The 23,285-nt window shown below is 64.6% G+C and carries 20 protein-coding genes; 18 read left to right on the forward strand and 2 right to left on the reverse strand.

Annotated features, from left to right (window positions below):
* Positions 1-31: 31 nt before the first annotated feature.
* From Q2941_RS03020 to trmB, 7 genes are all read left to right on the forward strand, one after another.
* Entirely contained in the window at positions 32-1,027 is a 996-nt protein-coding gene (locus Q2941_RS03020; protein WP_458191619.1) for a PhoH family protein, read from the forward strand.
* 56 nt (positions 1,028-1,083) lie between these two features.
* Positions 1,084-1,581 carry an rRNA maturation RNase YbeY gene (gene ybeY / locus Q2941_RS03025; protein WP_458191620.1) on the forward strand — a complete coding sequence of 166 codons (498 nt, stop codon included), beginning with the start codon at positions 1,084-1,086 and terminating at the stop codon, positions 1,579-1,581.
* 13 nt (positions 1,582-1,594) lie between these two features.
* Positions 1,595-2,713, forward strand: a complete 1,119-nt coding sequence (locus tag Q2941_RS03030; protein WP_027528336.1) for a hemolysin family protein — start codon at positions 1,595-1,597, stop codon at positions 2,711-2,713.
* Positions 2,710-4,323: an apolipoprotein N-acyltransferase gene (gene lnt, locus Q2941_RS03035; protein ID WP_458191621.1), complete on the forward strand. Its 1,614-nt coding sequence runs from the start codon at positions 2,710-2,712 to the stop codon at positions 4,321-4,323. Before Q2941_RS03030 ends, lnt begins: the two co-directional genes overlap by 4 nt.
* 218 nt (positions 4,324-4,541) lie before the next feature.
* Entirely contained in the window at positions 4,542-4,955 is a 414-nt protein-coding gene (locus Q2941_RS03040; RefSeq protein ID WP_027528334.1) for a helix-turn-helix domain-containing protein, read from the forward strand.
* A 120-nt stretch (positions 4,956-5,075) separates the two neighbouring features.
* Positions 5,076-6,203 carry a M20 family metallopeptidase gene (locus tag Q2941_RS03045; protein ID WP_458191622.1) on the forward strand — a complete coding sequence of 376 codons (1,128 nt, stop codon included), beginning with the start codon at positions 5,076-5,078 and terminating at the stop codon, positions 6,201-6,203.
* A complete protein-coding gene (trmB, locus tag Q2941_RS03050; protein WP_458191623.1) occupies positions 6,200-6,913 on the forward strand; it encodes a tRNA (guanosine(46)-N7)-methyltransferase TrmB in 714 nt (237 codons plus the stop codon). The genes Q2941_RS03045 and trmB overlap by 4 nt, the downstream gene beginning before the upstream one ends.
* Positions 6,914-7,017: 104 nt before the next feature.
* Here trmB and Q2941_RS03055 read toward each other — a convergent pair whose 3' ends face one another.
* Positions 7,018-8,100 carry a DUF2336 domain-containing protein gene (locus Q2941_RS03055; RefSeq protein WP_458191624.1) on the reverse strand — a complete coding sequence of 361 codons (1,083 nt, stop codon included), beginning with the start codon at positions 8,098-8,100 and terminating at the stop codon, positions 7,018-7,020.
* Between the two features lie 354 nt (positions 8,101-8,454).
* Between Q2941_RS03055 and rimP the strand changes: the two genes are divergently transcribed.
* From rimP to pnp, 8 genes are all read left to right on the forward strand, one after another.
* On the forward strand, positions 8,455-9,210 hold the full coding sequence (rimP, locus tag Q2941_RS03060) for a ribosome maturation factor RimP (RefSeq protein WP_458191625.1): 756 nt from the start codon (positions 8,455-8,457) through the stop codon (positions 9,208-9,210).
* A 2-nt stretch (positions 9,211-9,212) separates the two neighbouring features.
* Complete coding sequence (gene nusA / locus Q2941_RS03065) at positions 9,213-10,823, forward strand: transcription termination factor NusA (RefSeq protein ID WP_027528329.1); 1,611 nt, start codon at positions 9,213-9,215, stop codon at positions 10,821-10,823.
* Positions 10,824-10,847: 24 nt separating this feature from the next.
* Entirely contained in the window at positions 10,848-11,531 is a 684-nt protein-coding gene (locus Q2941_RS03070; RefSeq protein WP_458191626.1) for an RNA-binding protein, read from the forward strand.
* Between the two features lie 64 nt (positions 11,532-11,595).
* The gene (gene infB / locus Q2941_RS03075) at positions 11,596-14,277 is read left to right on the forward strand and encodes a translation initiation factor IF-2 (protein WP_254109772.1); all 2,682 of its coding nucleotides are present in this window, start codon (positions 11,596-11,598) and stop codon (positions 14,275-14,277) included.
* A gap of 156 nt (positions 14,278-14,433) precedes the next feature.
* Positions 14,434-14,877: a 30S ribosome-binding factor RbfA gene (gene rbfA, locus Q2941_RS03080; RefSeq protein ID WP_027528326.1), complete on the forward strand. Its 444-nt coding sequence runs from the start codon at positions 14,434-14,436 to the stop codon at positions 14,875-14,877.
* Complete coding sequence (truB, locus tag Q2941_RS03085) at positions 14,874-15,992, forward strand: tRNA pseudouridine(55) synthase TruB (RefSeq protein WP_458191627.1); 1,119 nt, start codon at positions 14,874-14,876, stop codon at positions 15,990-15,992. Before rbfA ends, truB begins: the two co-directional genes overlap by 4 nt.
* A gap of 2 nt (positions 15,993-15,994) precedes the next feature.
* On the forward strand, positions 15,995-16,264 hold the full coding sequence (gene rpsO / locus Q2941_RS03090) for a 30S ribosomal protein S15 (RefSeq protein WP_008540131.1): 270 nt from the start codon (positions 15,995-15,997) through the stop codon (positions 16,262-16,264).
* Between the two features lie 379 nt (positions 16,265-16,643).
* Positions 16,644-18,806 (forward strand): polyribonucleotide nucleotidyltransferase, encoded by a 2,163-nt coding sequence (gene pnp, locus Q2941_RS03095; RefSeq protein ID WP_458191628.1) that lies wholly within the window; start codon positions 16,644-16,646, stop codon positions 18,804-18,806.
* 90 nt (positions 18,807-18,896) lie between these two features.
* Here the strand turns inward: pnp and katG are convergent, their stop codons facing one another.
* Positions 18,897-21,053 (reverse strand): catalase/peroxidase HPI, encoded by a 2,157-nt coding sequence (gene katG, locus Q2941_RS03100; RefSeq protein ID WP_458191629.1) that lies wholly within the window; start codon positions 21,051-21,053, stop codon positions 18,897-18,899.
* A 113-nt stretch (positions 21,054-21,166) separates the two neighbouring features.
* On the opposite strand from katG, the gene Q2941_RS03105 reads away from it, so the two are divergent.
* Genes Q2941_RS03105 through Q2941_RS03115 form a run of 3 tightly spaced genes read left to right on the forward strand, consistent with a single transcriptional unit; the run spans position 21,167 to position 23,266 of the window.
* Positions 21,167-22,099 (forward strand): hydrogen peroxide-inducible genes activator, encoded by a 933-nt coding sequence (locus Q2941_RS03105; RefSeq protein WP_458191630.1) that lies wholly within the window; start codon positions 21,167-21,169, stop codon positions 22,097-22,099.
* Positions 22,100-22,111: 12 nt separating this feature from the next.
* Positions 22,112-22,600 (forward strand): GNAT family N-acetyltransferase, encoded by a 489-nt coding sequence (locus Q2941_RS03110; protein ID WP_027528321.1) that lies wholly within the window; start codon positions 22,112-22,114, stop codon positions 22,598-22,600.
* 51 nt (positions 22,601-22,651) lie between these two features.
* Positions 22,652-23,266, forward strand: coding sequence for a Rid family hydrolase (locus tag Q2941_RS03115; protein ID WP_458191631.1), 615 nt, complete (start codon positions 22,652-22,654; stop codon positions 23,264-23,266).
* Positions 23,267-23,285 lie beyond the last annotated feature (19 nt).

Here is a 23,285-nt window from a genome sequence, read left to right on the forward strand (position 1 = left end):
GTTCGCTCCCAGCCGCAAATTTGACCGCGACATGCAAGTTCCGCCCGAAACCCAGGTCGTCATCGACTTCGACGACAACCGCGCCGCTTCCGCGCTGGTCGGCCCCTACGGGCAGAATTTGGCGCAGGTCGAGCGCCGGCTCGGCGTCGTCGTCGACTCCAAGGGCAACCACATCACCATCGGCGGCACGCGCGACGGCTGCGAAGCGGCGCGGCGCGTGCTGGAGATGCTCTACGCCCAGGCGGTGAAGGGACAGGATCTCGACCAGGGCGAGGTCGAAGGCGCGATTCGTGCCGTGATCGCGCAGGGCTCGCTGTTCGAGTTCGACGCCAAGTCTGCCAAGTCGACCTTCGAAAGCATCAATTTGCGCAAGCGCCCGGTGCGCGCGCGTACCGCCGCACAGGATTCCTACATCCGCGCACTGAAACGCCATGAGCTGGTGTTCGGTATCGGCCCCGCCGGCACCGGCAAGACTTGGCTCGCGGTCGCGCACGCCGCGCAACTGTTCGAGCGCAAGGAGGTCGACAAGATCATCCTGTCGCGCCCGGCCGTGGAGGCCGGCGAGCGACTCGGCTTCCTGCCCGGCGATCTCCGCGAGAAGGTCGATCCTTATCTGCGCCCGATCTACGACGCGCTCTATGACCTGATGGACGCGCGCATCGTCGAGCGCGCGCTCCAGACCGGCGAGATCGAGATCGCGCCGCTCGCCTTCATGCGCGGCCGCACCCTGACCAATGCCGTGATCATCCTGGACGAGGCGCAGAACACCACCTCGATGCAGATGAAGATGTTCTTGACGCGTCTCGGCGAGAACAGCCGCATGATAGTGACCGGCGATCCGTCGCAGATCGACCTGCCGAACGGCCAGACCTCCGGCCTGTCGGAGGCGACCCGTCTGCTCGGCGGCGTCGAGGGCATTTCACAAGTTCATTTCACCGCCGAGGACGTGATCCGCCACGAGCTCGTGGCGCGGATCGTTGCCGCCTATGAGGGGTCGGCACAGCGGCCGGCCGCAGGCAAGCCATAGCGAGAAAAGCCGGATCGAAAGACGCAAGACAAGCGTCGTCCGCTCCGAACAACACCATGTCGCATTCCAACCTTCCCATGACCGAGGTTCTCGTCGTTGCCGATTGCTGGCAGGGCGAGCCCGATGCCGAGGCGGTGATCCAGCGCGCGATCGCCGCGGCGGCCTCTTTCGTCGACGACGACGTCACGGATGCCGAAGTGGCCGTGATGCTGACCGATGATTCCGGCATCCGCACGCTGAACAGCAACTGGCGCGGCATCGACAAGCCGACCAACGTGCTGTCCTTTCCCGCGCTCCAGCCGGAGGGCGAATGGAAGGTGGGCGATGCGCCGCGCATGCTCGGCGACATCGCCATCGCCTATGAGACGCTGCGGCGCGAGGCGGACGAGGAACAGAAGCCGTTCGACCACCATTTGAGCCACCTCGCGGTGCACGGTTTCCTGCACCTGATCGGCTACGACCACGAAAACGACGCTGACGCGGAGGAGATGGAAGCGCTCGAACAGGACGTCCTGGCCCAGCTCGGTATCCCAGACCCCTATGCAGAGCGCTGACGGATCGATTGAGATGGCGGATTCCGAACCAATCCACGACAATCCGCGAAACACCCGCAACCTGCCCGCGGTGGTGCAGCCGGGCGAGATCGCGCGTCCGACCGCCGAAGGCTGGCTGATCCGCGCGATCCGCACGCTGTTCGGCTGGAAGGCGGGATCGGTCCGCGACGATCTCCAGGTCGTGCTCGACGCCACGACGCCTGACGATGCCGGCTTCTCCGCCGTCGAGCGCACCATGCTGCGCAACATCCTCAACCTGCATGAGCGCCGTATCGCCGACGTCATGGTGCATCGCGCCGACATCATCGCGGTGAAGCGCGACATCCCGCTCGGCGAGCTGATGGACCGTTTCGAGAGCGCGGGCCATTCCCGCTTCGTGGTCTACAACGAGACGCTCGACGATCCCGTCGGCATCGTGCACATCCGCGACCTCCTGACCTTCATGACAGCCAAGGCCCGCGTCTCGGAGGCCACCAAGACCAAGCGCAAGAAGCCGCTGCCTGCCGGTCTCGATTTGCGCGCGGTCGACCTCGCGCTGCCGCTGCAGGACGCCAACATCATCCGCAAGCTCCTCTACGTGCCGCCCTCGATGCGGGCGATCGACCTGCTTGCGCAGATGCAGGCCTCGCGCATCCATCTCGCGCTCGTGGTCGACGAATATGGCGGCTCTGACGGGCTGGTCTCGCTCGAGGATATCGTCGAGCAGATCGTCGGCGAGATCGACGACGAGCACGACAGCGACGAGCCGCCGTCGATCGTGCGCCAGCTCGACAATTCCTTCATCGCCGATGCGCGCGCGAGCATCGACGACGTCCGCTCCGTGATCGGCGAGGATTTCGTCACTGGCGAGGCGGGTGAAGAGGTCGAGACGCTCGGCGGCTATCTCGTCAGCTTCGTCGGCCGCCTGCCGGTACGCGGCGAGGTGATCTCCGGCCCCGGCAATTACGAGGTCGAGGTGCTCGACGCCGACCCGCGCCGCGTCAAGCGGCTGCGCATCGCGGCCCGCAAAGAGCGTCCGGCCCCGCGCACCCAGCGCGAAAGCCGCCGCCGCGAGGCCTCACCCGATCAAGGTACGCCGCCATCCGGTGACGCGCCCAATCCGCCGCCCAGCGACGGAGCCGGCACGCAGTGACCCCGGCGCAACGACTTCGGATGGTCGCTCTTGCCATCATCCTCACCTGGGGATGGAAGCGCGCGCTCATTGCCATGGCGGCCGGCGCGCTCTCGGTGCTGGCGCTCTCACCGTTCAACGCCTGGCCGGTGCTGTTCCTGACCTTTCCGGTGCTGGTCTGGCTGATCGACGGTGCCGGCGGCGGCCGGTTCGGTGGCGTTCCAGCCGCTGCGCTGACCGGCTACTGGTTTGGGCTCGGCTATTTCGTCCCCGGCCTCTACTGGATCGGCTACGCCTTCTTCGTCGATGCCCAGACCTTTGCCTGGCTCACGCCGTTCGCGGTGCTGGGCCTGCCGGCCTATCTCGCGATCTACACGGCGATCGGCTTTGGCCTGGCACGGCTGCTCTGGACCAAGGACGGCGGGCGCATTCTCGCGCTCGCGGCTAGTCTCACCGTCGCCGAATGGTTGCGCGGCCATGCCCTGACCGGCTTTCCCTGGAATGCCTTCGGCTATGCGTTGTCCGAGCCGCTGCCGCTGGCACAGACCGCGTCCCTGATCGGCCTGTGGGGCATGACGTTCCTGACGGTCGCGATCTTCGCCAGTCCCGCGGTGCTGATCGACCGCACCGCGAATCGGAAAATGCCGTGGCGCGTGCCGGTCGCAGCGATCGCATTGCTGATCGTCATGGGCATCTTCGGCGCGATCCGCCTGTCGCTGCATCCAACGACGATGGTGGCGGGCGCAAAGCTCCGCCTGATGCAGCCGAATCTCCAGCAGGACGCCAAGTTCAACTACTCCGCCAAGGCGGAGGTGATGAAGAAGTACCTCGCTTTGTCGGACCGCGCCTCCGGACCCCAGTCGACCGGCGTACGCGATGCCACCATCCTGATCTGGCCTGAATCCGCCTTTCCGTTCTTCCTGACCCGCGAAGCCGACGCGATGGCGCAAATCGCGGACCTCCTGCCGAAGGGAACGGTGCTGATCACGGGGTCGGTCCGTGCGCCCGATCTGCCGCCCGGCACGCGAATCACGCGCGCCTATAACTCGATCTACGTGATCGACCACGACGGCAGCGTGCTTTCCGTCTACGACAAGCTGCACCTGGTACCGTTCGGAGAATTTCTTCCCTATCAGGATCTGATGGAGAAGCTCGGCTTCGAGCAACTGACCCGGGTTCAGGGCGGCTTCATTCCCGGCACCCTGCGGCACGCGCTGCCGGTGCCGAGCGCGCCGTCCGCGCTACCGCTCATTTGCTACGAGGCCATCTTTCCCGGTGACGTTGCGGGACGCGAAGAACGCCCGGGCTGGATCGTCAACCTGACCAATGACGGCTGGTTCGGAATTTCCACTGGCCCGCACCAGCACATGGAGCAGGCGCGGATGCGCGCCATCGAGCTCGGATTGCCGCTGGTCCGCTCGGCAAATACAGGGATTTCGGCGGTCGTCGATCCCGTCGGCCGGGTCGTCGCCAGTCTTGGCCTCGGCATCGAAGGCGTGCTGGATTCGGGCCTGCCCACTGCGATCCCGCCGACCGTGTATGCCAGGGTCGGCGACATTCCGGCCGCGATCCTCGTCGCGCTCGCCGTCATTCTTGCAGTGCGCAAGCGCGTTGCCAGACGGCTTCCCTGATCGCCGGCGGCGCTGCCGGTAAACTTTTGACAACCGTAATCCACCGGTTGACAGAGCGGCGGCGCGCTCCGCATTCTGCCCTTGCTGCACCAAGACAGTGGGGCGTTGCTAAATTTCTCCGCAATGTTTCCCAAAAATCCCAAGAGAGGTTTTGGCGACGTTATCACCTGACGCATACTCCCCTGTTGCGCTAAAGGTGTCTGAGGAGGGCAGAGGAGATGTCGAAAGCGCCCAACCCTGTTGACAAATATGTCGGCAGCCGCGTGCGCATGCGCCGCATCATGTTGGGCATGAGCCAGGAGAAGCTTGGCGAAGCGCTTGGCCTGACGTTCCAGCAGATCCAGAAATACGAGAAGGGCACCAACCGGGTCGGCGCGAGTCGCATTCAGCAGATCGCGGAAATCCTCCAGGTGCCGGTGTCGTTCCTGTTCGAGGGCGGACCGAGCGGCACGCCGGGCCCCGAAGGCTTCAGCGAGGGCGCCTCGCCCTCCTACGTCTCCGACTTCCTCGCCACGTCCGAAGGGCTGGCGCTGACGAAAGCCTTCACCCGGATCACCGATTCCAAGCTGCGCCGCTCGATCGTCGATCTCGTCGAGCAGATTGCCGCCCGCGAAGGCCCCGACAACCGCTGACGCGCCCTGCATTCGGGCCATGAGGCTGCGCCAAATCTGGCCTATGTCGTGATGTGCGGTCCGCGTATAAGGCGCGCGACCTTCCGCGACATTGCTCACCCCGAGGCTTTAGGCGACGACATGTCCAGCTCAAATCCGTTCGACACTGCGACCATCCTCGAGGGCATTCGCCACTGGGTGGAGATCGAGACGCCGACGGAGGCGCCTGAGCAGGTCAACAAGCTGATGTCTGTCGTCACCGAGCAGCATCGCGACCTGCCCGTCACGACCGAACGCGTCGCGGGCATCAATGGCTGCGGTGATCATCTCGTGGTGCGTTCGGCATGGGGACAGGACAGACCCGGCATTCTCGTGCTCAGCCATCTCGATACAGTACACCCGATGGGCTTCATCGAGCGCCTGCCCTTCAAGGTCGAGGGCGACAGCGCCTTCGGCCCCGGCATCTACGACATGAAGGGCGGCGCCTATATCGCCCATCACGCATTCCGCAACCTGTGCGCCACGTCCGACCGCTCGCCGCTCGGTATCACCCACATATTCACCTCGGACGAGGAGATCGGCAGCCCGACTTCGCGCGCGCTGATCGAAGCGGAAGGACGCAAGGCCAAATATGTGCTGGTGACGGAGCCGGCGCGCGACGGCGGCAAGATCGTCACGGGCCGCAAGGGCGTCGGGCGATTCGAAATCTTCATCAAGGGCGTGCCAGCGCATGCGGGCTCGCGGCCCGAGGATGGCCGCAGCGCCATCCGCGAGCTCGCCCACATCATCCACGCACTTGAGGGGATGAACGATCTCGAGCGTGGCGTCACCGTCAATGTCGGCGTGGTGCGCGGTGGCACGCGACCCAACGTCACGCCGGAAGAAGCCTATGCCGAGGTCGACCTGCGCGTGCTTAGCAATGCCGACGCCGAAGAATTCGTCGGAAAGATTCTTGGGCTGACATCGAAGACCGAAGGCGTCACCGTCAAGGTGACGGGCAACCTCAACCGGCCGCCCTACGAAAAGAGCAATTCCGGCGCCTCGCTCTATGAGCACGCGAAAACGCTGGCGGGCGAGCTCGGCTTCGACCTGATCGACACCCACACCGGCGGCGGATCGGACGGCAATTTCACCGCGGCCCATACCGCGACGCTCGACGGGCTCGGCGTCGACGGCAAGGGCGCACACACCCATTATGAGCAGCTCTACGTCTCCTCGCTCGAGCCGCGCGCGCGGCTGCTCTATCGCCTGTACCAGACGCTGCGATGAGCGAGCGCAGATCGGATCCGGCTCGCGCTGACGACGGCGAACGCGCGTTCTTCGGCCGCCGCAAGGGGCACAAGCTCCGCCAGCACCAGGCCGACCTCGTTGCGCATCTGCTGCCGCATCTCGCGCTCGACATCACGCAAGGCGCGCCTGCGAATGCGCGCGAGATCTTCGATCCCGCCGCGCAAGCGCTGCGGCTCGAGATCGGCTTCGGCGGCGGCGAGCATCTGGCGGCGGAGGCGCAAGACTTTCCGGCCACCGGATTCATCGGCTGCGAGCCCTATGTCAACGGCATGGCAAAGATCCTCGCGCAGATCGAGGCGCGCAATATCGGCAATATCCGCTTGTTCGCGGGCGATGCCGCCGAGCTGCTGGCCTGGCTGCCGAACTCTTCGCTGTCGCGGATCGACCTGATCCATCCCGATCCCTGGCCGAAGCGGCGGCACTGGAAGCGACGCTTCGTCCAGGACAAGACCATTGCCGCGATGGCGCGCGTGCTTAGAAGCAGCGGCGAATTCCGCTTCGTCTGCGACATCGACGATTACTGCGCCTGGACGCTGTCGCATCTCGCGCGCTCGCCGGATTTCGTCTGGCTCGCCGAGCGCGCCGACGATTTTCGGAAGCCCTGGGACGGCTACACCATGACGCGCTATGGCAGAAAAGCCGAGCGCGAGGGCCGCAAGGCGGCGTATTTGCGATTCCGGAGATTCTAAAGCCCGATGAGATTAGGATGAATCGTCATCGCGCTTTAGGTCGTTATTTGAGCATGATCCTCTCGGAAAACCGCTCCACACTTTTCCGGATCATGCTCTGAGCCTCAGATCGTCTGGCGGCTGCGCCAGAAATTCACGACGCGCTCGGCAGTCGACGGCATCAGCTTGGTGAAGTTCATTCGCGCCGCTTCGATATCGGCATCTGCGGGCGCGCGCTGCGGGCCGTACCACAACAGGATCAGGGCGCGCACGGTCGGCCAGCCGAAATTCAGAACCCGGCCCAGGATCAGGATCGGATCGTAACGGTCGCCGGCGATCAGCCGGTCGAGGACGGAGAGCCTGACGCCGGACATCGCGGACAGCGCAGCGATGGATTCCTCATATTTGTGGGCCTTGGCGAAGCCGAGCAGCGCGCTTTCGCCGAGGTGACCTTCGCGATGCAGGCCGAGCACGGTGCGCTGTGCCGCCGCATAATCGCGCCGCGGACCTGGCGGCAGCGAGGCCTCCTCGAGCTCGTTCATCGCGCGCCTGATCTCGGCCTGGCGCGCAGGCTTGACCACGCTCGACAGACGACGGCGGATGACGTCGAGCGTTCCGCCCAGGAGGTCCCTGAGCTGGTCGCCGGAGAGATCGTCGCGCTGGCCGATCTTGAGCGTCAGCACGCCGTCCTGTGCCGCACGCTTGATCAGCTCCGAATAGCCTCCTGCCGAGAACATCGCACCGGCATTGCCGACGGTACGCCGCACCACGTCGCGATCGCCGCGCTCGACCAGCACATCGGTGATGTCGGCGGACAGGACGGGTCGCTCGGTCATGGCAAGAAGGTGGCCCTGACCTTTCAGGCGCGCAATCTCCAGCAGCGCGGCTTCGTCGAGCACCGGCGAGCGGCGCAACACGGGGCCCGCCACCTGAATTTCGTTTTCGCGCGCGAGCTGACCGACGAGATGGCGCGGCGCGTTTGCCACGCGCGAAAACCGTTCGGCAAGATCGATGCGCGCCGTCAGGTCGGCATGCGGAACGAGGTCGATCAGGAGATTGTCGAAGAGATCGACGAGATCAGGTCTGAGCTTGGCGGCGTCCTGGAAGAACAGGTCAGCGACGGCGCGCGCGATGTCGCTGCGACGCCGGGGGTCGCCACGCCTAACGATCTCGTCCAGTCCGGGAATGAGCGACGTGGCAACGGTCATGAAACGCAAACTCGCATTGGGCACGCCGGGAGTACACGAGAAGCCTTAAAATGCGCCGCCAGCAGGCAATTTAGGCCATCCTTGGTGAAGGAACGGTTAGGCCATGGGCCGCACAAAAAGCCGCTCCTGGGGCGGCCGGGCCTTGTCGAGAGGGGCGAAAAGCGCTATATCCGCGCCAACTTATCTTCTCATACGATCGGTATTGAGAGTGGGCCCGGAAGGACCCGCTCTTTTTTGTTACCTGCATCGACGACGAGATCGGGCGACCACGTCTGCGAGGGCCGACCGACCCCACGAGTTCCCTAAAGCAGCTTAAAGCAAGCGTTAACCACTAGAAGCGTCTTGACCCCTGATATGATCGAACCCAGCGCTGGTTCCACAGATACCGAGCTATTGGCCGAGCCGCGGCTCGTGGTCGAGCCGGGCGTGGCCGCGCGGGTCTCGGCGATCGCGGGCCCCGTGCTGCAAGGCATGGGCTATCGCCTGGTGCGGATCCGCATCTCCGGGGAAGCCGGCTGCACGGTCCAGGTCATGGCGGAGCGGCCGGACGGCTCAATGCAGATCGAGGATTGCGAGGCGATCTCGCGGGCGCTGTCGCCGGTGCTCGACGTCGCCGATCCCATCGACCGCGCCTATCGGCTGGAGATATCCTCGCCGGGGATCGACCGGCCGCTGGTGCGCCGCTCCGATTTCGAGCGCCATCTGGGTCACCTCGTGAAGATCGAGATGGGCGTCGCCCATGACGGACGAAAGCGTTTCCGCGGCACCATTGCCGGCATCGAAGGCGACCGCGTTCGCATCACGCGCGACGACGTCAAGGCCGGCGAGGACACCGACGTTCTCCTGGTGATGGAGGATATCGGCGAGGCGCGACTGGTCCTGACCGACGAGCTGATCGCGGAGTCCATGCGCCGGGGCAAGGCGCAGGAACGCGAGATGCGCCGCAATCTCGGCCTGGAGCCGCCGCAACCGGCGCACGCCAAGATCAGCGAAAAGACGACCAAGAACACCAAGCCGAAAAAGAACCCGGCACCGAAGAACACCAAGCAACATCGCCTGGCCGCCGAACGGGCGCGGCGCGGCGAAATCGAGCCTGACGAAGGAGACTAACCATGGCAGTCAGCGCCAATCGACTTGAATTGCTGCAGATCGCCGACGCCGTTGCGCGCGAGAAATCGATCGACCGCGGTATCGTCATTGCCGCGATGGAGGACGCCATCGCGAAGGCGGCGCGCGCCCGTTACGGCAGCGAGACCGACGTTCACGCCGAGATCGACCCCAAGAAGGGCGAGCTCCGGCTGTCGCGCCACATGCTGGTCGTCGACAAGGTTGAAAATCATTCCAACCAGATTTCACTGGTCGACGCGCAGCGCGCCAATCCCGGCGCCCAGGTCGGCGACACCATTGCCGATACGCTGCCGCCGCTGGAATATGGCCGCATCGCCGCGCAGTCGGCCAAGCAGGTCATCGTGCAGAAGGTGCGCGAGGCCGAGCGCGACCGGCAGTACCAGGAATTCAAGGACCGCATCGGCGACATCGTCAACGGTGTCGTCAAGCGCGTCGAATATGGCAGCGTGATCGTCGATCTCGGCCGTGGCGAAGCCATCATCCGCCGCGACGAGATGCTGCCGCGCGAGGTGTTCCGCAACGGCGATCGCGTCCGCGCCTATATCTTCGACGTGCGCCGCGAGACCCGCGGCCCGCAGATCTTCCTCTCCCGCACCCATCCGCAGTTCATGGCGAAGCTGTTCGCGCAGGAAGTGCCGGAAATCTATGACGGCATCGTCGAGATCAAGGCGGTGGCCCGCGATCCCGGCTCGCGCGCGAAAATCGGCGTGATTTCCCGCGATTCCTCGGTCGATCCGGTCGGCGCCTGCGTCGGTATGCGCGGCTCTCGCGTGCAGGCGGTGGTGAACGAATTGCAGGGCGAGAAGATCGACATCATCCCCTGGTCGCCGGATATCGCGACCTTCGTGGTCAACGCGCTGGCGCCGGCCGAAGTGTCCAAGGTCGTCATCGACGAGGACCGCGAGCGCATCGAGGTCGTGGTGCCCGACACCAACAACCAGCTGTCGCTGGCGATCGGCCGCCGCGGCCAGAACGTCCGCCTCGCCTCGCAGCTTACCGGCTGGGACATCGACATCCTGACCGAGCAGGAGGAATCGGAGCGCCGCCAGGCCGACTTCGAGAACTCCACCCGCGTCTTCATGGAATCGCTCAATGTCGACGAGGTGGTCGGTCAATTGCTGGCGTCCGAAGGCTTCACCTCGGTCGAGGAACTGGCGATGGTCGACGTCAAGGAACTCGCCGGCATCGAAGGTTTCGACGAGGAGACCGCGCAGGAGCTTCAGAACCGCGCGCGCGAATATCTGGAGCAGCAGGAAGCCGAGCTCGAGGCCAAGCGCAAGGAACTCGGCGTCGAGGACGCCGTCAAGGACGTGCCCGGCGTCACATCGAAGATGCTGGTGAAGTTCGGCGAGAACGATATCAAGACGGTCGACGACCTCGCCGGTTGCGCCACCGACGACCTGGTCGGCTGGACCGAGCGCAAGGAAGGCGGCGAGCAGACCAAGTTCAAGGGCGCGCTCGACGGCATCGACATCTCCCGCGACGATGCGGAGGCGATGATCATGCAGGCGCGCGTCAAGGCCGGCTGGATCACCGAGGCCGACCTCGCCAAGCCCGCTGAAGACGCCGAGGCGTCCGAACAGCAGCCGGCTTAAGGGCGATCAGGAGATGTCGCCCGGATGCTTGCCAGCAGTGACCCCGAACTCGACCATGGACCGCGGACCGAAAGGTCCGCGACCATGCGCATGTGCGTGGTCAGCCGAAAGGTCCGGCCGATCGACGAGCTGATCCGCTTCGTCGTTTCACCCCAGGGCGATATTGTTCCCGACCTCAAGCGCAAGCTCCCTGGCCGGGGCATGTGGATATCGGCCTCGCGACAGGCGGTTGCGGAAGCCGTCCGCCGTAACCATTTCAGCAAGGCCTTCAGGCGCAATTTGCGCGTCCCGCCGACGCTTCCCTCTAACACGGAAACGCTGCTAGTTCGGAGTGTGACCGAGGCGCTGGCGATTGCCACCAAGGCGGGCCAGGTCCTGGCCGGTTTCGGCAAAGTCGAGACCGCCCTGAAAGAGGGAGCGGTTGCAGTCCTGATCCACGCCAGTGACGGAGCTCAGGACGGAATCCGCAAATTGGACGCGATGGTGCGGCAAAACGAGCGGAATCGCGACGAGAAGACGCAAATTCCGGTCGTCACCGCATTGAAATCGGCAGAATTGGATTTGGCACTAGGCAGGTCAAATGTGATACATGCTGCGCTGCTCGCGGGCCCGGCGAGCAGGACATTCCTGTCACGTAGCCAGATGCTGGTCCGATACCGGATGGCGGACGATGACGAGACTGCCGAAAAGCGCGGCCAGGATTTCTGAAGACAAACGACGACCGGTATGACGGTGCGGCAACGCACAACGACAACAAGATTAGGACTGCTGAATGGTTGATACCAAGACCCCTGGCGACAAGAAGCTGAGCGTTCCGAGCAAGACGCTGACGCTCAAGCCGCGCGTCGAAACGGGCACCGTGCGCCAGAGCTTCAGCCATGGCCGCAGCAAGCAGGTTGTGGTCGAGAAGCGCGGCAAGCGCCGGATCGGGGACACCGAGCCGCACACCCCTGAGGTTGCGAAGCCGGCGCCGGCCGCCCCCGCTCCTGCGGCGCGCCCGGCTCCGCCGCCCGCCGCGCCGCGCAACGCCAATTCCGGCGTGGTGCTGCGCACGCTGACCGAGGACGAACGTTCCGCCCGCGCCAGCGCGCTGGCCGATGCCAAGCTGCGCGAGGTCGAGGAACGCCGCCAGGCCGAGGAAGAGGCCCAGCGCCGCGCCATCCGCGAAACCGCCGAGCGCGCTGAGCGCGAGGCCGCTGAAGCCCGCCGCAAGGCCGAGGACGAACGTCATCGCCACGAAGACGAAGCCAAGCGGAAGGCCGAGATCGAGGCCAAGAAGCGTTTTGGCGAAGGCGAGCAGCCGCAATCTGCGGCGCGCACCGCGACGGCAGCACCGGCGGCTCCTGCGCCGCGGCCCGGGACGACCAGTGCGCGGCCGACGGCCTCCGCGGCCCGGCCCGCAACGACCACGCAGCGGCCGGCCGGCCCGGCGGGTCGCGCCCCCGCAGTCGCCGCCGGACCGGACGAGGACGAGGGTCCGCGCCAGATCCGCCGCGGTCCCGGCGGCGTCGCGCGTCCGGCGGCAGCCCCCAAGACCACCCACAAGCCCGGCCCGCAGAAGGAGCGCGGCCGCCTGACGGTCGTCACCGCGCTCAATGCCGACGAAGTGCGCGAGCGCTCGATCGCCTCGTTCCGCCGACGCACCCAGCGCCTGAAGGGCCATGCCTCGAACGAGCCGAAGGAAAAGCTGATCCGCGAGGTGACGATCCCGGAAGCGATCACCATCCAGGAACTCGCCAACCGCATGTCCGAGCGCGCGGTCGACGTCATCCGCATGCTGATGAAGCAGGGCGCGATGCACAAGATCACCGACGTGATCGACGCCGACACTGCGCAGCTTATCGCTGAAGAACTGGGTCACACCGTCAAGCGCGTCGCCGCGTCGGACGTTGAGGAAGGCCTGTTCGACGCCGTCGACGATTCCACCGACACCGAAACGCGGTCGCCCGTCGTGACCGTGATGGGCCACGTCGACCACGGCAAGACCTCGCTGCTCGACGCGCTCCGTCATGCCAATGTGGTCTCGGGCGAAGCCGGCGGTATCACCCAGCATATCGGCGCCTATCAGGTCCTGTCGCCTGAGAGCGGCAAGAAGATCACCTTCATCGACACGCCCGGCCACGCCGCGTTCACCGCCATGCGCGCTCGCGGCGCCAAGGTCACCGACATCGTCGTGCTGGTGGTCGCGGCCGACGACGGCGTGATGCCGCAGACGGTCGAGGCCATCAACCACGCCAAGGCGGCGCGCGTGCCGATCATCGTGGCGATCAACAAGATCGACAAGCCCGACGCAAAGCCCGAGCGCGTGCGCACCGAGCTGCTCCAGCATGAGGTGCAGGTCGAATCGTTCGGCGGCGAAGTCGTCGACGTCGAGGTCTCCGCCAAGAACAAGACCAATCTCGACAAGCTGCTTGAGATGATCGCGCTGCAGGCCGAAATCCTCGACCTGAAGACCAATTCGCAGCGTCCGGCCGAGGGCACCGTGATCGAGGCCAAGCTCGACCGCGGCCGTGGTCCCGTCGCGACCGTGCTGGTCCAGCGCGGCACGCTCCGTGTCGGCGACATCATCGTCGCAGGCGCCGAGATGGGCCGTGTCCGTGCGTTGATCTCCGATCAGGGCGACACGGTGCAGGAGGCAGGTCCGTCGGTGCCGGTCGAAGTGCTCGGCTTCAACGGTCCGCCGGAGGCCGGCGACCGTCTCGCGGTCGTCGAGAACGAAGCCCGCGCCCGGCAGGTCACCAGCTACCGCGCGCACCAGAAGCGCGAGAACGCGGCAGCCTCGATCTCCGGCATGCGTGGCTCGCTCGAGCAGATGATGTCGCAGTTGAAGACCGCGGGCCGCAAGGAATTCCCGCTGATCGTCAAGGCCGACGTCCAGGGCTCGCTGGAAGCGATCCTCGGCTCGCTCGAGAAGCTCGGCACCGACGAAGTCGCAGCCCGCATCCTGCATGCCGGTGTCGGCGGCATCTCGGAATCCGACGTGACGCTCGCTGAAGGCTTCAACGCAGCGATCATCGGCTTCTCGGTTCGCGCCAACAAGGAGGCGGCCGCGGCCGCCAAGCGCAACGGCATCGAGATCCGCTACTACAACATCATCTACGACCTCGTGGATGACGTGAAGAAGGCGATGAGCGGTCTGCTCGCGCCGACCCTGCGCGAAACCATGCTGGGCAATGCCGAGATCCTGGAGATCTTCAACATCTCCAAGGTCGGCAAGGTCGCCGGCTGCCGCGTCACCGACGGTACCGTGGAACGCGGCGCCAATGTGCGCCTGATCCGCGACAACGTCGTCGTGCACGAAGGCAAGCTGTCGACGCTGAAGCGCTTCAAGGACGAAGTGAAGGAAGTGCAGGCCGGCCAGGAATGCGGCATGGCCTTCGAGAGCTACCACGACATGCGCGTGGGCGACGTGATCGAGTGTTATCGAGTGGAGACGATCCAGCGCTCCCTGTAAGTCCAAATCTTACCGAAGCGCCTGGATCTTTTTGAACTGAAATTGCGAGAGCGCGATGGCCGGATTCATTCCGGCCATCGACGTCTCATTCGTTCAACATGACAATGACAATGCCCGTGTCCCATCACAGGCATGATGAGGTGATTTTTCAGAGAAATGCCCCGCCACCATCAGAAAAAGAGCTCCGCGCCCGGCGGCTCGCAGCGACAGTTGCGCGTCGGCGAGCAGGTTCGCCATGCGATGGCCGATATTCTGGCGCAAGGCAATGTGCATGATGCGGACCTCGAAGGCCACATCATCACCGTGCCGGAGGTACGGATGTCGCCGGATTTGAAGCTCGCGACCATCTACGTGATGCCGCTCGGCGGCCGTGACACCGAACGCGTGATTGCAGCGCTCGATCGCAACAAGAAATTCCTGCGCGGCGAAGTCGCGCGGCGCGTTAACCTGAAATTTGCACCTGACATTCGCTTCCGCGTCGACGAGCGATTCGACGAAGCGGAACGGATCGAGAAATTATTGCGAACGCCTGCGGTGCAAAAAGACTTGGACAAGGATCTGGAACAGTATCCGGATTCGGATCGGGAAGAAGAACAATGATGACGGACCCGGCTCACGGTGCAATCGGCACCGAAGATGCTGATTCGCGCGACGTGCAGAAAAATAATTTTGCCGAACTGCGCGGCGACGCCACGCCGCATGCGCAGGAGCGCCGCGTCAACAATGATCCGCGTGCCAAGCAGCAAAAGAACAATCAGCCGCGCCGCGACCGGCGCGATGTGCACGGCTGGGTCGTGCTCGACAAGCCGATCGGAATGACCTCGACGCAGGCCGTTGCGGTGGTGAAGCGCCTGTTCCAGGCCAAGCGCGCCGGCCACGCCGGCACCCTCGATCCGCTCGCCTCCGGCGGCCTGCCGATCGCGCTCGGGGAAGCCACCAAGACCGTCCCCTTCGTGATGGACGGCCGCAAGCGCTACCGCTTCACCGTCTGCTGGGGCGAGGAGCGCGATACCGATGATATCGAGGGCCGGGCGACCGCGACCTCCGACCAGCGCCCGACCCGGGAGGCCATCCTGGCGCTGCTGCCCCGGTTCACCGGCGTCATCGAGCAGGTCCCGCCGCGCTATTCCGCGATCAAGGTCCAGGGCGAGCGTGCCTACGACTTGGCGCGCGACGGCGAGGTCTTGGAACTGGCCCCCCGCCCGGTTGAGATTCACCATTTATCCCTTGTGGATCAACCAGATAGCGATCGAGCGGTATTCGAAGCCGAATGCGGCAAGGGGACCTATGTCCGCGCGTTGGCCCGCGATATGGGCCGGATTCTTGGCACTTTCGGCCATATCTGCGCGCTGCGGCGGACCCTGGTCGGTCCATTTGGCGAGAACGACATGATTCCGCTGGATCAGTTGGAGGCTTTGTGCCATAGAGCCGCGTCCGGCGAGGGCAGCCTCGCCGACGCGCTTTTGCCCGTTGAGACCGCGCTGGACGACATCCCGGCACTGGCCGTCACTCGGGCTGATGCGGCAAGGCTCCATCGGGGCCAGGCCGTTTTATTGCGCGGACGGGATGCGCCCACTTGTAGCGGCACAGTCTATGTCACGGTGGCAGGCCGTCTTTTGGCGCTTGCTGAAGTTGGCAATGGCGAAATCATCCCCAAGCGTGTGTTCAACCTGACCGGCCTGACTGCCAGCGCCGGTCGCAACGAGAGAAATTGACGATGTCGATTGCCGCAGAACGCAAAGCGGAAGTCATCAAGACGAATGCCACCAAGGCCGGCGACACCGGCTCGCCTGAGGTCCAGGTCGCGATCCTTTCGGAACGCATCAACAACCTCACGAACCATTTCAAGACCCACGTGAAGGACAACCATTCGCGACGCGGCCTCTTGAAGCTCGTGTCGACGCGCCGTTCGCTCCTCGACTACCTGAAGAAGAAGGACGAGGCGCGGTACAAGGCGCTGCTCGAGAAGCACAACATTCGTCGTTAAGAGCTCTTGCGCGCGCCACCGGCGCGCGTTTTTGCGCGTGGTTTCGAACGAAAGCACTTTTTTCAAGGTTTTTGATCGAGGCTCACGCGCATGTCGGGTGCGGGCCAATACCGATTCGCATCCGGGGCATGATGGTCGAAGGCCGCGATTTGGCGTTCACGCTCATGCCGACTGACCTGTCCAGCAGCAATCCGGCGGCTGGGCGCAACGGGCAAGGCGCCCGTATGACCCGAAAGGATGGACGCCATCCGAAATCCAAAAACCATGGCAGGATCGCAGGACGCTGATCACCCGTTTCGATCAGCGTCCCGCAATCTTGCGCATGGTTTTTGTTTTTCGACGCGCCCCTTCTTTCGAGAACCCATGAAAGAAGACATCTATGTTCAATAAGCATTCAGTCGAGATCGACTGGGGCGGACGCCCTCTCAAGCTTGAAACCGGCAAGGTCGCGCGCCAGGCCGACGGCGCCGTCCTCGCGACCTACGGCGAGACCGTGGTGATCGCCACCGTCGTGGCCGCGAAAGCGCCGCGCGAAGGCGTCGACTTCCTGCCGCTGACGGTCGACTACCAGGAGAAGGCCTATGCCGCGGGCCGCATTCCCGGCGGCTATTTCAAGCGCGAAGGCCGTCCGACCGAGAAGGAGACGCTGGTCTCCCGCCTGATCGACCGTCCGATCCGTCCGCTGTTCGTCGACGGCTGGCGCAACGAGACGCAGGTGATCGTCACCGTGCTGTCGCACGATATGGAGAACGATCCCGATATCGTGGCGCTGGTTGCCGCATCGGCCGCGCTGACGCTGTCCGGCGCGCCCTTCAAGGGTCCGATCGGCGCCGCCCGCGTCGGCTTCGTCAATGACGAGTACGTGCTCAACCCGACCCTCGACGAGATGGTCGATACCCAGCTCGACCTCGTCGTCGCCGGCACCGCCGACGCCGTGCTGATGGTGGAATCGGAAGCCAAGGAGCTCAACGAGGACATCATGCTCGGCGCGGTGATGTTCGGTCACCGCCACTTCCAGCCGGTGATCAACGCGATCATCGAGCTCGCCGAGAAGGCCGCCAAGGAACCGCGCGAAGTCGTCGCGATCGACAATTCCGCGATCGAGAAGGAGATGCTCGGCCTGATCGAGCAGGAGCTGCGCACCGCCTACGCGATCCCGATCAAGCAGGAACGCTACGCCGCCGTCGGCGCCGCCAAGGAAAAGGTGTTGGCGCACTTCTTCCCGGAAGGGCAGGAGCCGAAATACGACAAGCTCCGTGTCGCCGCCGTGTTCAAGGAGCTGGAAGCCAAGATCGTTCGCTGGAACATCCTCGATACCGGCAAGCGCATCGACGGCCGCGACGTCAAGACGGTCCGCAACATCGTCGCGGAAGTTGGCGTGCTGCCGCGCGCCCACGGTTCGGCGCTGTTCACCCGCGGCGAGACCCAGGCGCTGGTCGTGACCACGCTCGGCACCGGTGAGGACGAGCAGTACATCGACGCGCTGTCGGGGACGTACAAGGAAACCTTCCTGCTGCACTACAACTTCCCGCCCTACTCGGTCGGCGAAACCGGGCGCCTCGGCGGCACCAAGCGTCGGGAGATCGGCCACGGCAAGCTCGCCTGGCGCGCGATCCATCCCGTGCTGCCGCCGCACCACGAATTCCCCTACACCACGCGCGTGGTGTCGGAGATCACCGAGTCCAACGGCTCGTCCTCGATGGCATCGGTCTGCGGCGCTTCGCTCGCCCTGATGGACGCCGGCGTGCCGTTGAAGCGGCCGACCGCCGGCATCGCGATGGGCCTGATCCTCGAAGACAAGCGCTTCGCGGTTCTCTCGGACATTCTCGGTGACGAAGACCATCTCGGCGACATGGACTTCAAGGTCGCCGGCACGGAAGCGGGCATCACCTCGCTCCAGATGGACATCAAGATCGAGGGCATCACCGAGGAGATCATGCGGGTGGCGCTTGGCCAGGCCAAGGAAGGCCGCATCCACATCCTCGGCGAGATGGCGAAGGCCCTGACCGCGGCCCGCGCCGAGCTCGGCGAATATGCGCCGCGCATCGAGACCTTCAAGATCCCGACCGACAAGATCCGCGAAGTGATCGGCACCGGCGGCAAGGTGATCCGCGAGATCGTCGAGAAGACCGGCGCCAAGGTCAACATCGAGGACGACGGCACCGTGAAGGTCGCCTCCAGCGACGGCGAGGCGATGAAGGCCGCGATCAAGTGGATCAAGTCGATCGCGTCCGAGCCCGAAGTCGGCCAGATCTATGACGGCACCGTCGTCAAGGTGATGGAGTTCGGCGCCTTCGTGAACTTCTTCGGTTCCAAGGACGGCCTCGTCCACATCAGCCAGCTCGCTGCCAGCCGCGTGCAAAAGACCACCGACGTCGTCAAGGAAGGCGACAAGGTCAAGGTCAAGCTGCTCGGCTTCGACGATCGCGGCAAGACCCGCCTGTCGATGAAGGCGGTCGACCAGCAGACCGGCGAGGACCTCGAGGCCAAGCAGAAGGCTACCGAGGGCCAGCAGGCTCCGCGCGAAGCGGCCGGCGAGTAAATCTCTCGGCACTGCAAACACGAAGGGCGGCCTCTCGGCCGCCCTTTTTGTTTTCCTTCACCTCTCCCCAGCGGGAAGAGGTAGAGCACCTCAGGCGATGTCGAAGCGATCGGCGTTCATCACCTTGGTCCAGGCCGCGACGAAGTCCTTGGCGAACTTCTGCTTCGAATCCGCGCTCGCATAGACTTCGGCGAAGGCGCGGAGCTGGGAGTGCGAGCCGAAGATCAGGTCGGCGCGGGTCGCGGTCCACTTGACCGCATTGGTCTTGCGGTCACGTCCCTCATACGCGCCGTTGGCAACCGGCGCCCACTGCGTGCTCATGTCGAGCAGGTTGACGAAGAAGTCGTTGGTCAGCGTCCCCGGCTTCGCCGTGAACACGCCGTTCTTCGAACCACCTGCGTTGGCACCGAGCACGCGCAGACCGCCGACGAGAACCGTCAGCTCCGGCGCGGTGAGCACGAGCAGCTGCGCCCGGTCCACCAAAGCTTCCTCCTGCCTCAGGAACTGATGCTTGCCGCCGACATAGTTGCGGAAGCCGTCAGCCCGCGGCTCGAGTGGCGCGAAGGACGGAACGTCCGTCTGCTCCTGCGACGCATCCATGCGGCCCGGCGTGAACGGCACCTTCACGTCGATACCGGCGTCCTTCGCAGCCTTCTCGACCGCGGCGCCACCGCCGAGGACGATGAGGTCGGCAAGCGAGACCTTCTTCTTGCCCGCGTTGGACTCCTTCTGGATCGCCTCGAGCTTGCCGAGCACCTTGGAGAGCTGGGCCGGCTGGTTGACCTCCCAGTCCTTCTGCGGGGCAAGGCGGATACGCGCGCCGTTGGCGCCACCGCGCTTATCGGAGCCGCGGAAGGTCGAGGCCGATGCCCAGGCCGTGGAGACCAGCTCGGACACCGAGAGGCCGGAAGCCAGGATCTTCGTCTTCAGGCCAGCGACCTCGTGCTCGCTGACGAGCTCATGATCGACGGCCGGAATCGGATCCTGCCAGATCAGCGTCTCCTTCGGCACCAGCGGGCCGAGGTAGCGCGCGATCGGACCCATGTCGCGGTGGGTGAGCTTGAACCAGGCGCGGGCAAAGGCGTCCGCGAACTGGTCGGGATGCGCGAGGAAGCGCCGCGAGATCTTCTCATAGGCCGGATCGAAACGCAGCGAGAGGTCGGTCGTGAGCATGGTCGGAACATGCTTCTTGGACTTGTCGAACGCGTCCGGAATGACCGCCTCGGTCACCTTGGCCTTCCACTGCTGCGCGCCCGCGGGGCTCTTGGTCAGCTCCCATTCGTGACCGAACAGGTTCTCGAAGAAATAGTTGCTCCACTTCGTCGGCGTCTGCGTCCAGGTGACTTCCGGACCACCAGTGATCGCGTCGGCGCCGATGCCCGTGCCGTGCTTGCTCTTCCAGCCGAGACCCTGATCTTCCAGCGCACCGGCTTCCGGCTCGGGTCCGACGAGAGACGGATCGCCCGCACCGTGGGTCTTGCCGAAGGTGTGGCCGCCGGCGATCAGCGCGACGGTCTCCTCGTCGTTCATCGCCATGCGGAAGAACGTCTCGCGGATGTCCTTGGCGGCCGCGACCGGATCCGGCTTGCCGTTCGGTCCTTCCGGATTGACGTAGATGAGGCCCATCTGCACCGCGCCGAGCGGCTCGGCGAGCTGGCGTTCGCCGCTGTAGCGTTCATCGCCCAGCCACGTGCCTTCGGGCCCCCAATACAATTCTTCCGGCTCCCAGACGTCGGCGCGACCACCCGCAAAACCGAACGTCTTGAAGCCCATCGACTCCAGCGCGACGTTGCCGGCGAGAATCATCAGGTCGGCCCACGAGATCTTGCGGCCGTACTTCTGCTTGATCGGCCACAGGAGCCGGCGGGCCTTGTCGAGGTTGGCGTTGTCGGGCCAGCTGTTCAGCGGCGCGAAGCGCTGCTGACCGGCACCGGCGCCACCGCGACCGTCGGTGATGCGGTAAGTGCCCGCGCTGTGCCAGGCCATGCGGATCATCAGGCCGCCATAGTGACCGAAGTCGGCCGGCCACCACTCCTGGGAGTCGGTCATCAGCGCATGCAGGTCCTTGACGACCGCATTCAGGTCGAGCGTCTTGAATTCCTTGGCATAGTCGAAGTCCTCGCCCATCGGATCCGACAGATCGGAATTCCGGTGCAGGACCTGGACATCCAGTTGGTTCGGCCACCACTCGCGGTTCGAGGGTGCGGGTTTGCCGCCCGTGAACGGGCATTTTGCTTGATCGTCCATGAATACCTCCTCTGGTGGCGTCGAACTTCGCCATGACCCAGGTCAAGCGACTCTAGGCGCCCCCTCTTATCAGGTAAAGTTGACTTTAATGATCGCTGCGATAGGATTTTCTGATGATAAATCTGACGCTGCGGCAGCTCCGATATTTCGATGCGCTGGCGCGTCTCGGCCATTTCGGGCGCGCGGCGGAAGCCTGCTCGATCTCGCAGCCGGCGCTGTCGATGCAGATCAAGGAAATGGAGGAGACGCTCGGCGGCCTCTTGCTCGAGCGCAGCGCGCGCCAGGTCGCACTCACGCGCTTCGGCGAGGAGCTCGCCCAGCGCGTGCGCGAGATCCTGCGCTCGGTCGATGAGCTCGGCGACTTCGCGCGCGCCTCGCGCGACCGCTTCGCCGGCCGCCTGCGCATTGGCATGATCCCGACGATCGCGCCCTATCTGCTGCCCACGATCACCAAGAACCTCACGCGCCTGCATCCGGAGCTCGATATCCGCGTGCGCGAGACGATGACACCCAAGCTGATCCAGGAGCTGACCGAAGGCCGGCTCGACACCGCGATCGTCGCGCTGCCGGTCTCTGAACCATCGTTGACCGAAGTTGCATTGTTCGAGGAAAAATTCCTGCTGGTGCGACCGGGCACGGATGAGGGAACGCCGGTGCCCTCACGCGAGATGATGCGCGAGATGCGGCTCTTGCTGCTCGAGGAAGGACATTGTTTCCGCGACCAGGCGCTGTCGTTCTGCAACATGCAATCGGCCCCGCCGCGCGAGATGCTGGATGCGAATTCGCTGTCGACGCTGGTTCAGATGGTCAGCGCCGGCATCGGCGTGACCTTGATCCCGGAAGTGGCCCTGCCGGTGGAGACGCGCTCGGCCTCCGTGTCGGTCGCGCGCTTCGCCGATCCGCAACCCTCGCGCACCATTGGCATGGTCTGGCGCAAGACCAGCCCGCTGGCGCGGCAGCTCCTGCAAATCTCCGAAGTGGTGTGCCTGTCGGCCGGCAAGGTGCGCGCACGGCATGCGGCAACAGCCGCTCCACGCAGGGCCTGATCGATCATACCCATGTCCACTCCGGTCATCCGTCCTGCCGAGCCGCACGAATACGACGAGATCGCCCGCGTGTGGATGGAGAGCTGGGTCTCGACCGGCCTGGCGGAGGCAAGCAATTTCCTGCTCGCGAACCTGCGCGCGCGCGTGCGGCGCGAGATCGAGGATGGCTGGAGCCTCTTTGTCGCCGATGATCATGGCGTGATCGCCGCCATGCTGGCGCTGCATCTGCCAAAACTCTATCTCGACATGCTCTTCGTCGCGCCAAGCTATCAGGGACGCTCGCTCGGCCGGCAGCTGCTCGCCTTCACGCGGACGCAGTTGCCCGACGAGATCGTCCTGCGCTGCGTGCGTGAGAACGAGAAGGCCTGGCGCTGGTACGAGCGCGAGGGCTTCATGTTCGAGCGGGAAGAGATCGCGACGGCAACGGGCTTCATGATGAAGTGCTATCGGTGGCGCAGAAAGAACAGCGTCGATCGATTGCCAGGTAGTGTCCTAGTTTGAAATGAAGGGCTGCCTGCGATAGGCTCGCGATGCTCGCGACGGGAGAGCAATGTGGCGAGGTTCAAGCTTAATTCTCCGGGCGCTTGGGGCGAAAAGAACGCCAGAGAATACAGCTATTCGATGGTCTTGGAGACCGATGGCCGAGTTGAGTTATCCGGCCAAGGCGGCTGGCATCCTGATACGCTCGATTTCCCGGTCGGCGTTCCGATTGAGGCAGAGATCAATCAAGCCTTCGATAATGTGGCCTTCATGCTGAATGAGGTCGGGCTTGATTGGGCAAACGTCGCTCACATCAACTCATACCATACGCCGGAACCGGACGGGACGATCCTTGCAGCTACAGCGGAGATGGCGCGGCAGTTTCGCCTTCGGATGCCCGATCATAAGCCGGGACGTGCCTGGGCGTCGCGGTACTTGGCGACCCCAAGATGCACGTCGAAATCCGCGTCACGGCCTTTAGAGAGTGACGGCAACGTGCTTTTTGTAGGGGCTGCGCTTTCCAGGCTTCGGCGCAACAGCGTCCATCTTCTCGCAGAGATCGTCCATCGACCAAAGCGTCTGCGACACGCCAGCGGCGATTGCAGGCTCATTTTCAGTGTCTTGTGCATTTTGATGACGTTGTACCAAAGCGTGCGGAAAGGGAGCGTTGACCAACATCTCGCGTGAAACATGCATCGCAACCCCA

It is taken from the genome of Bradyrhizobium sp. UFLA05-153, assembly GCF_054185185.1.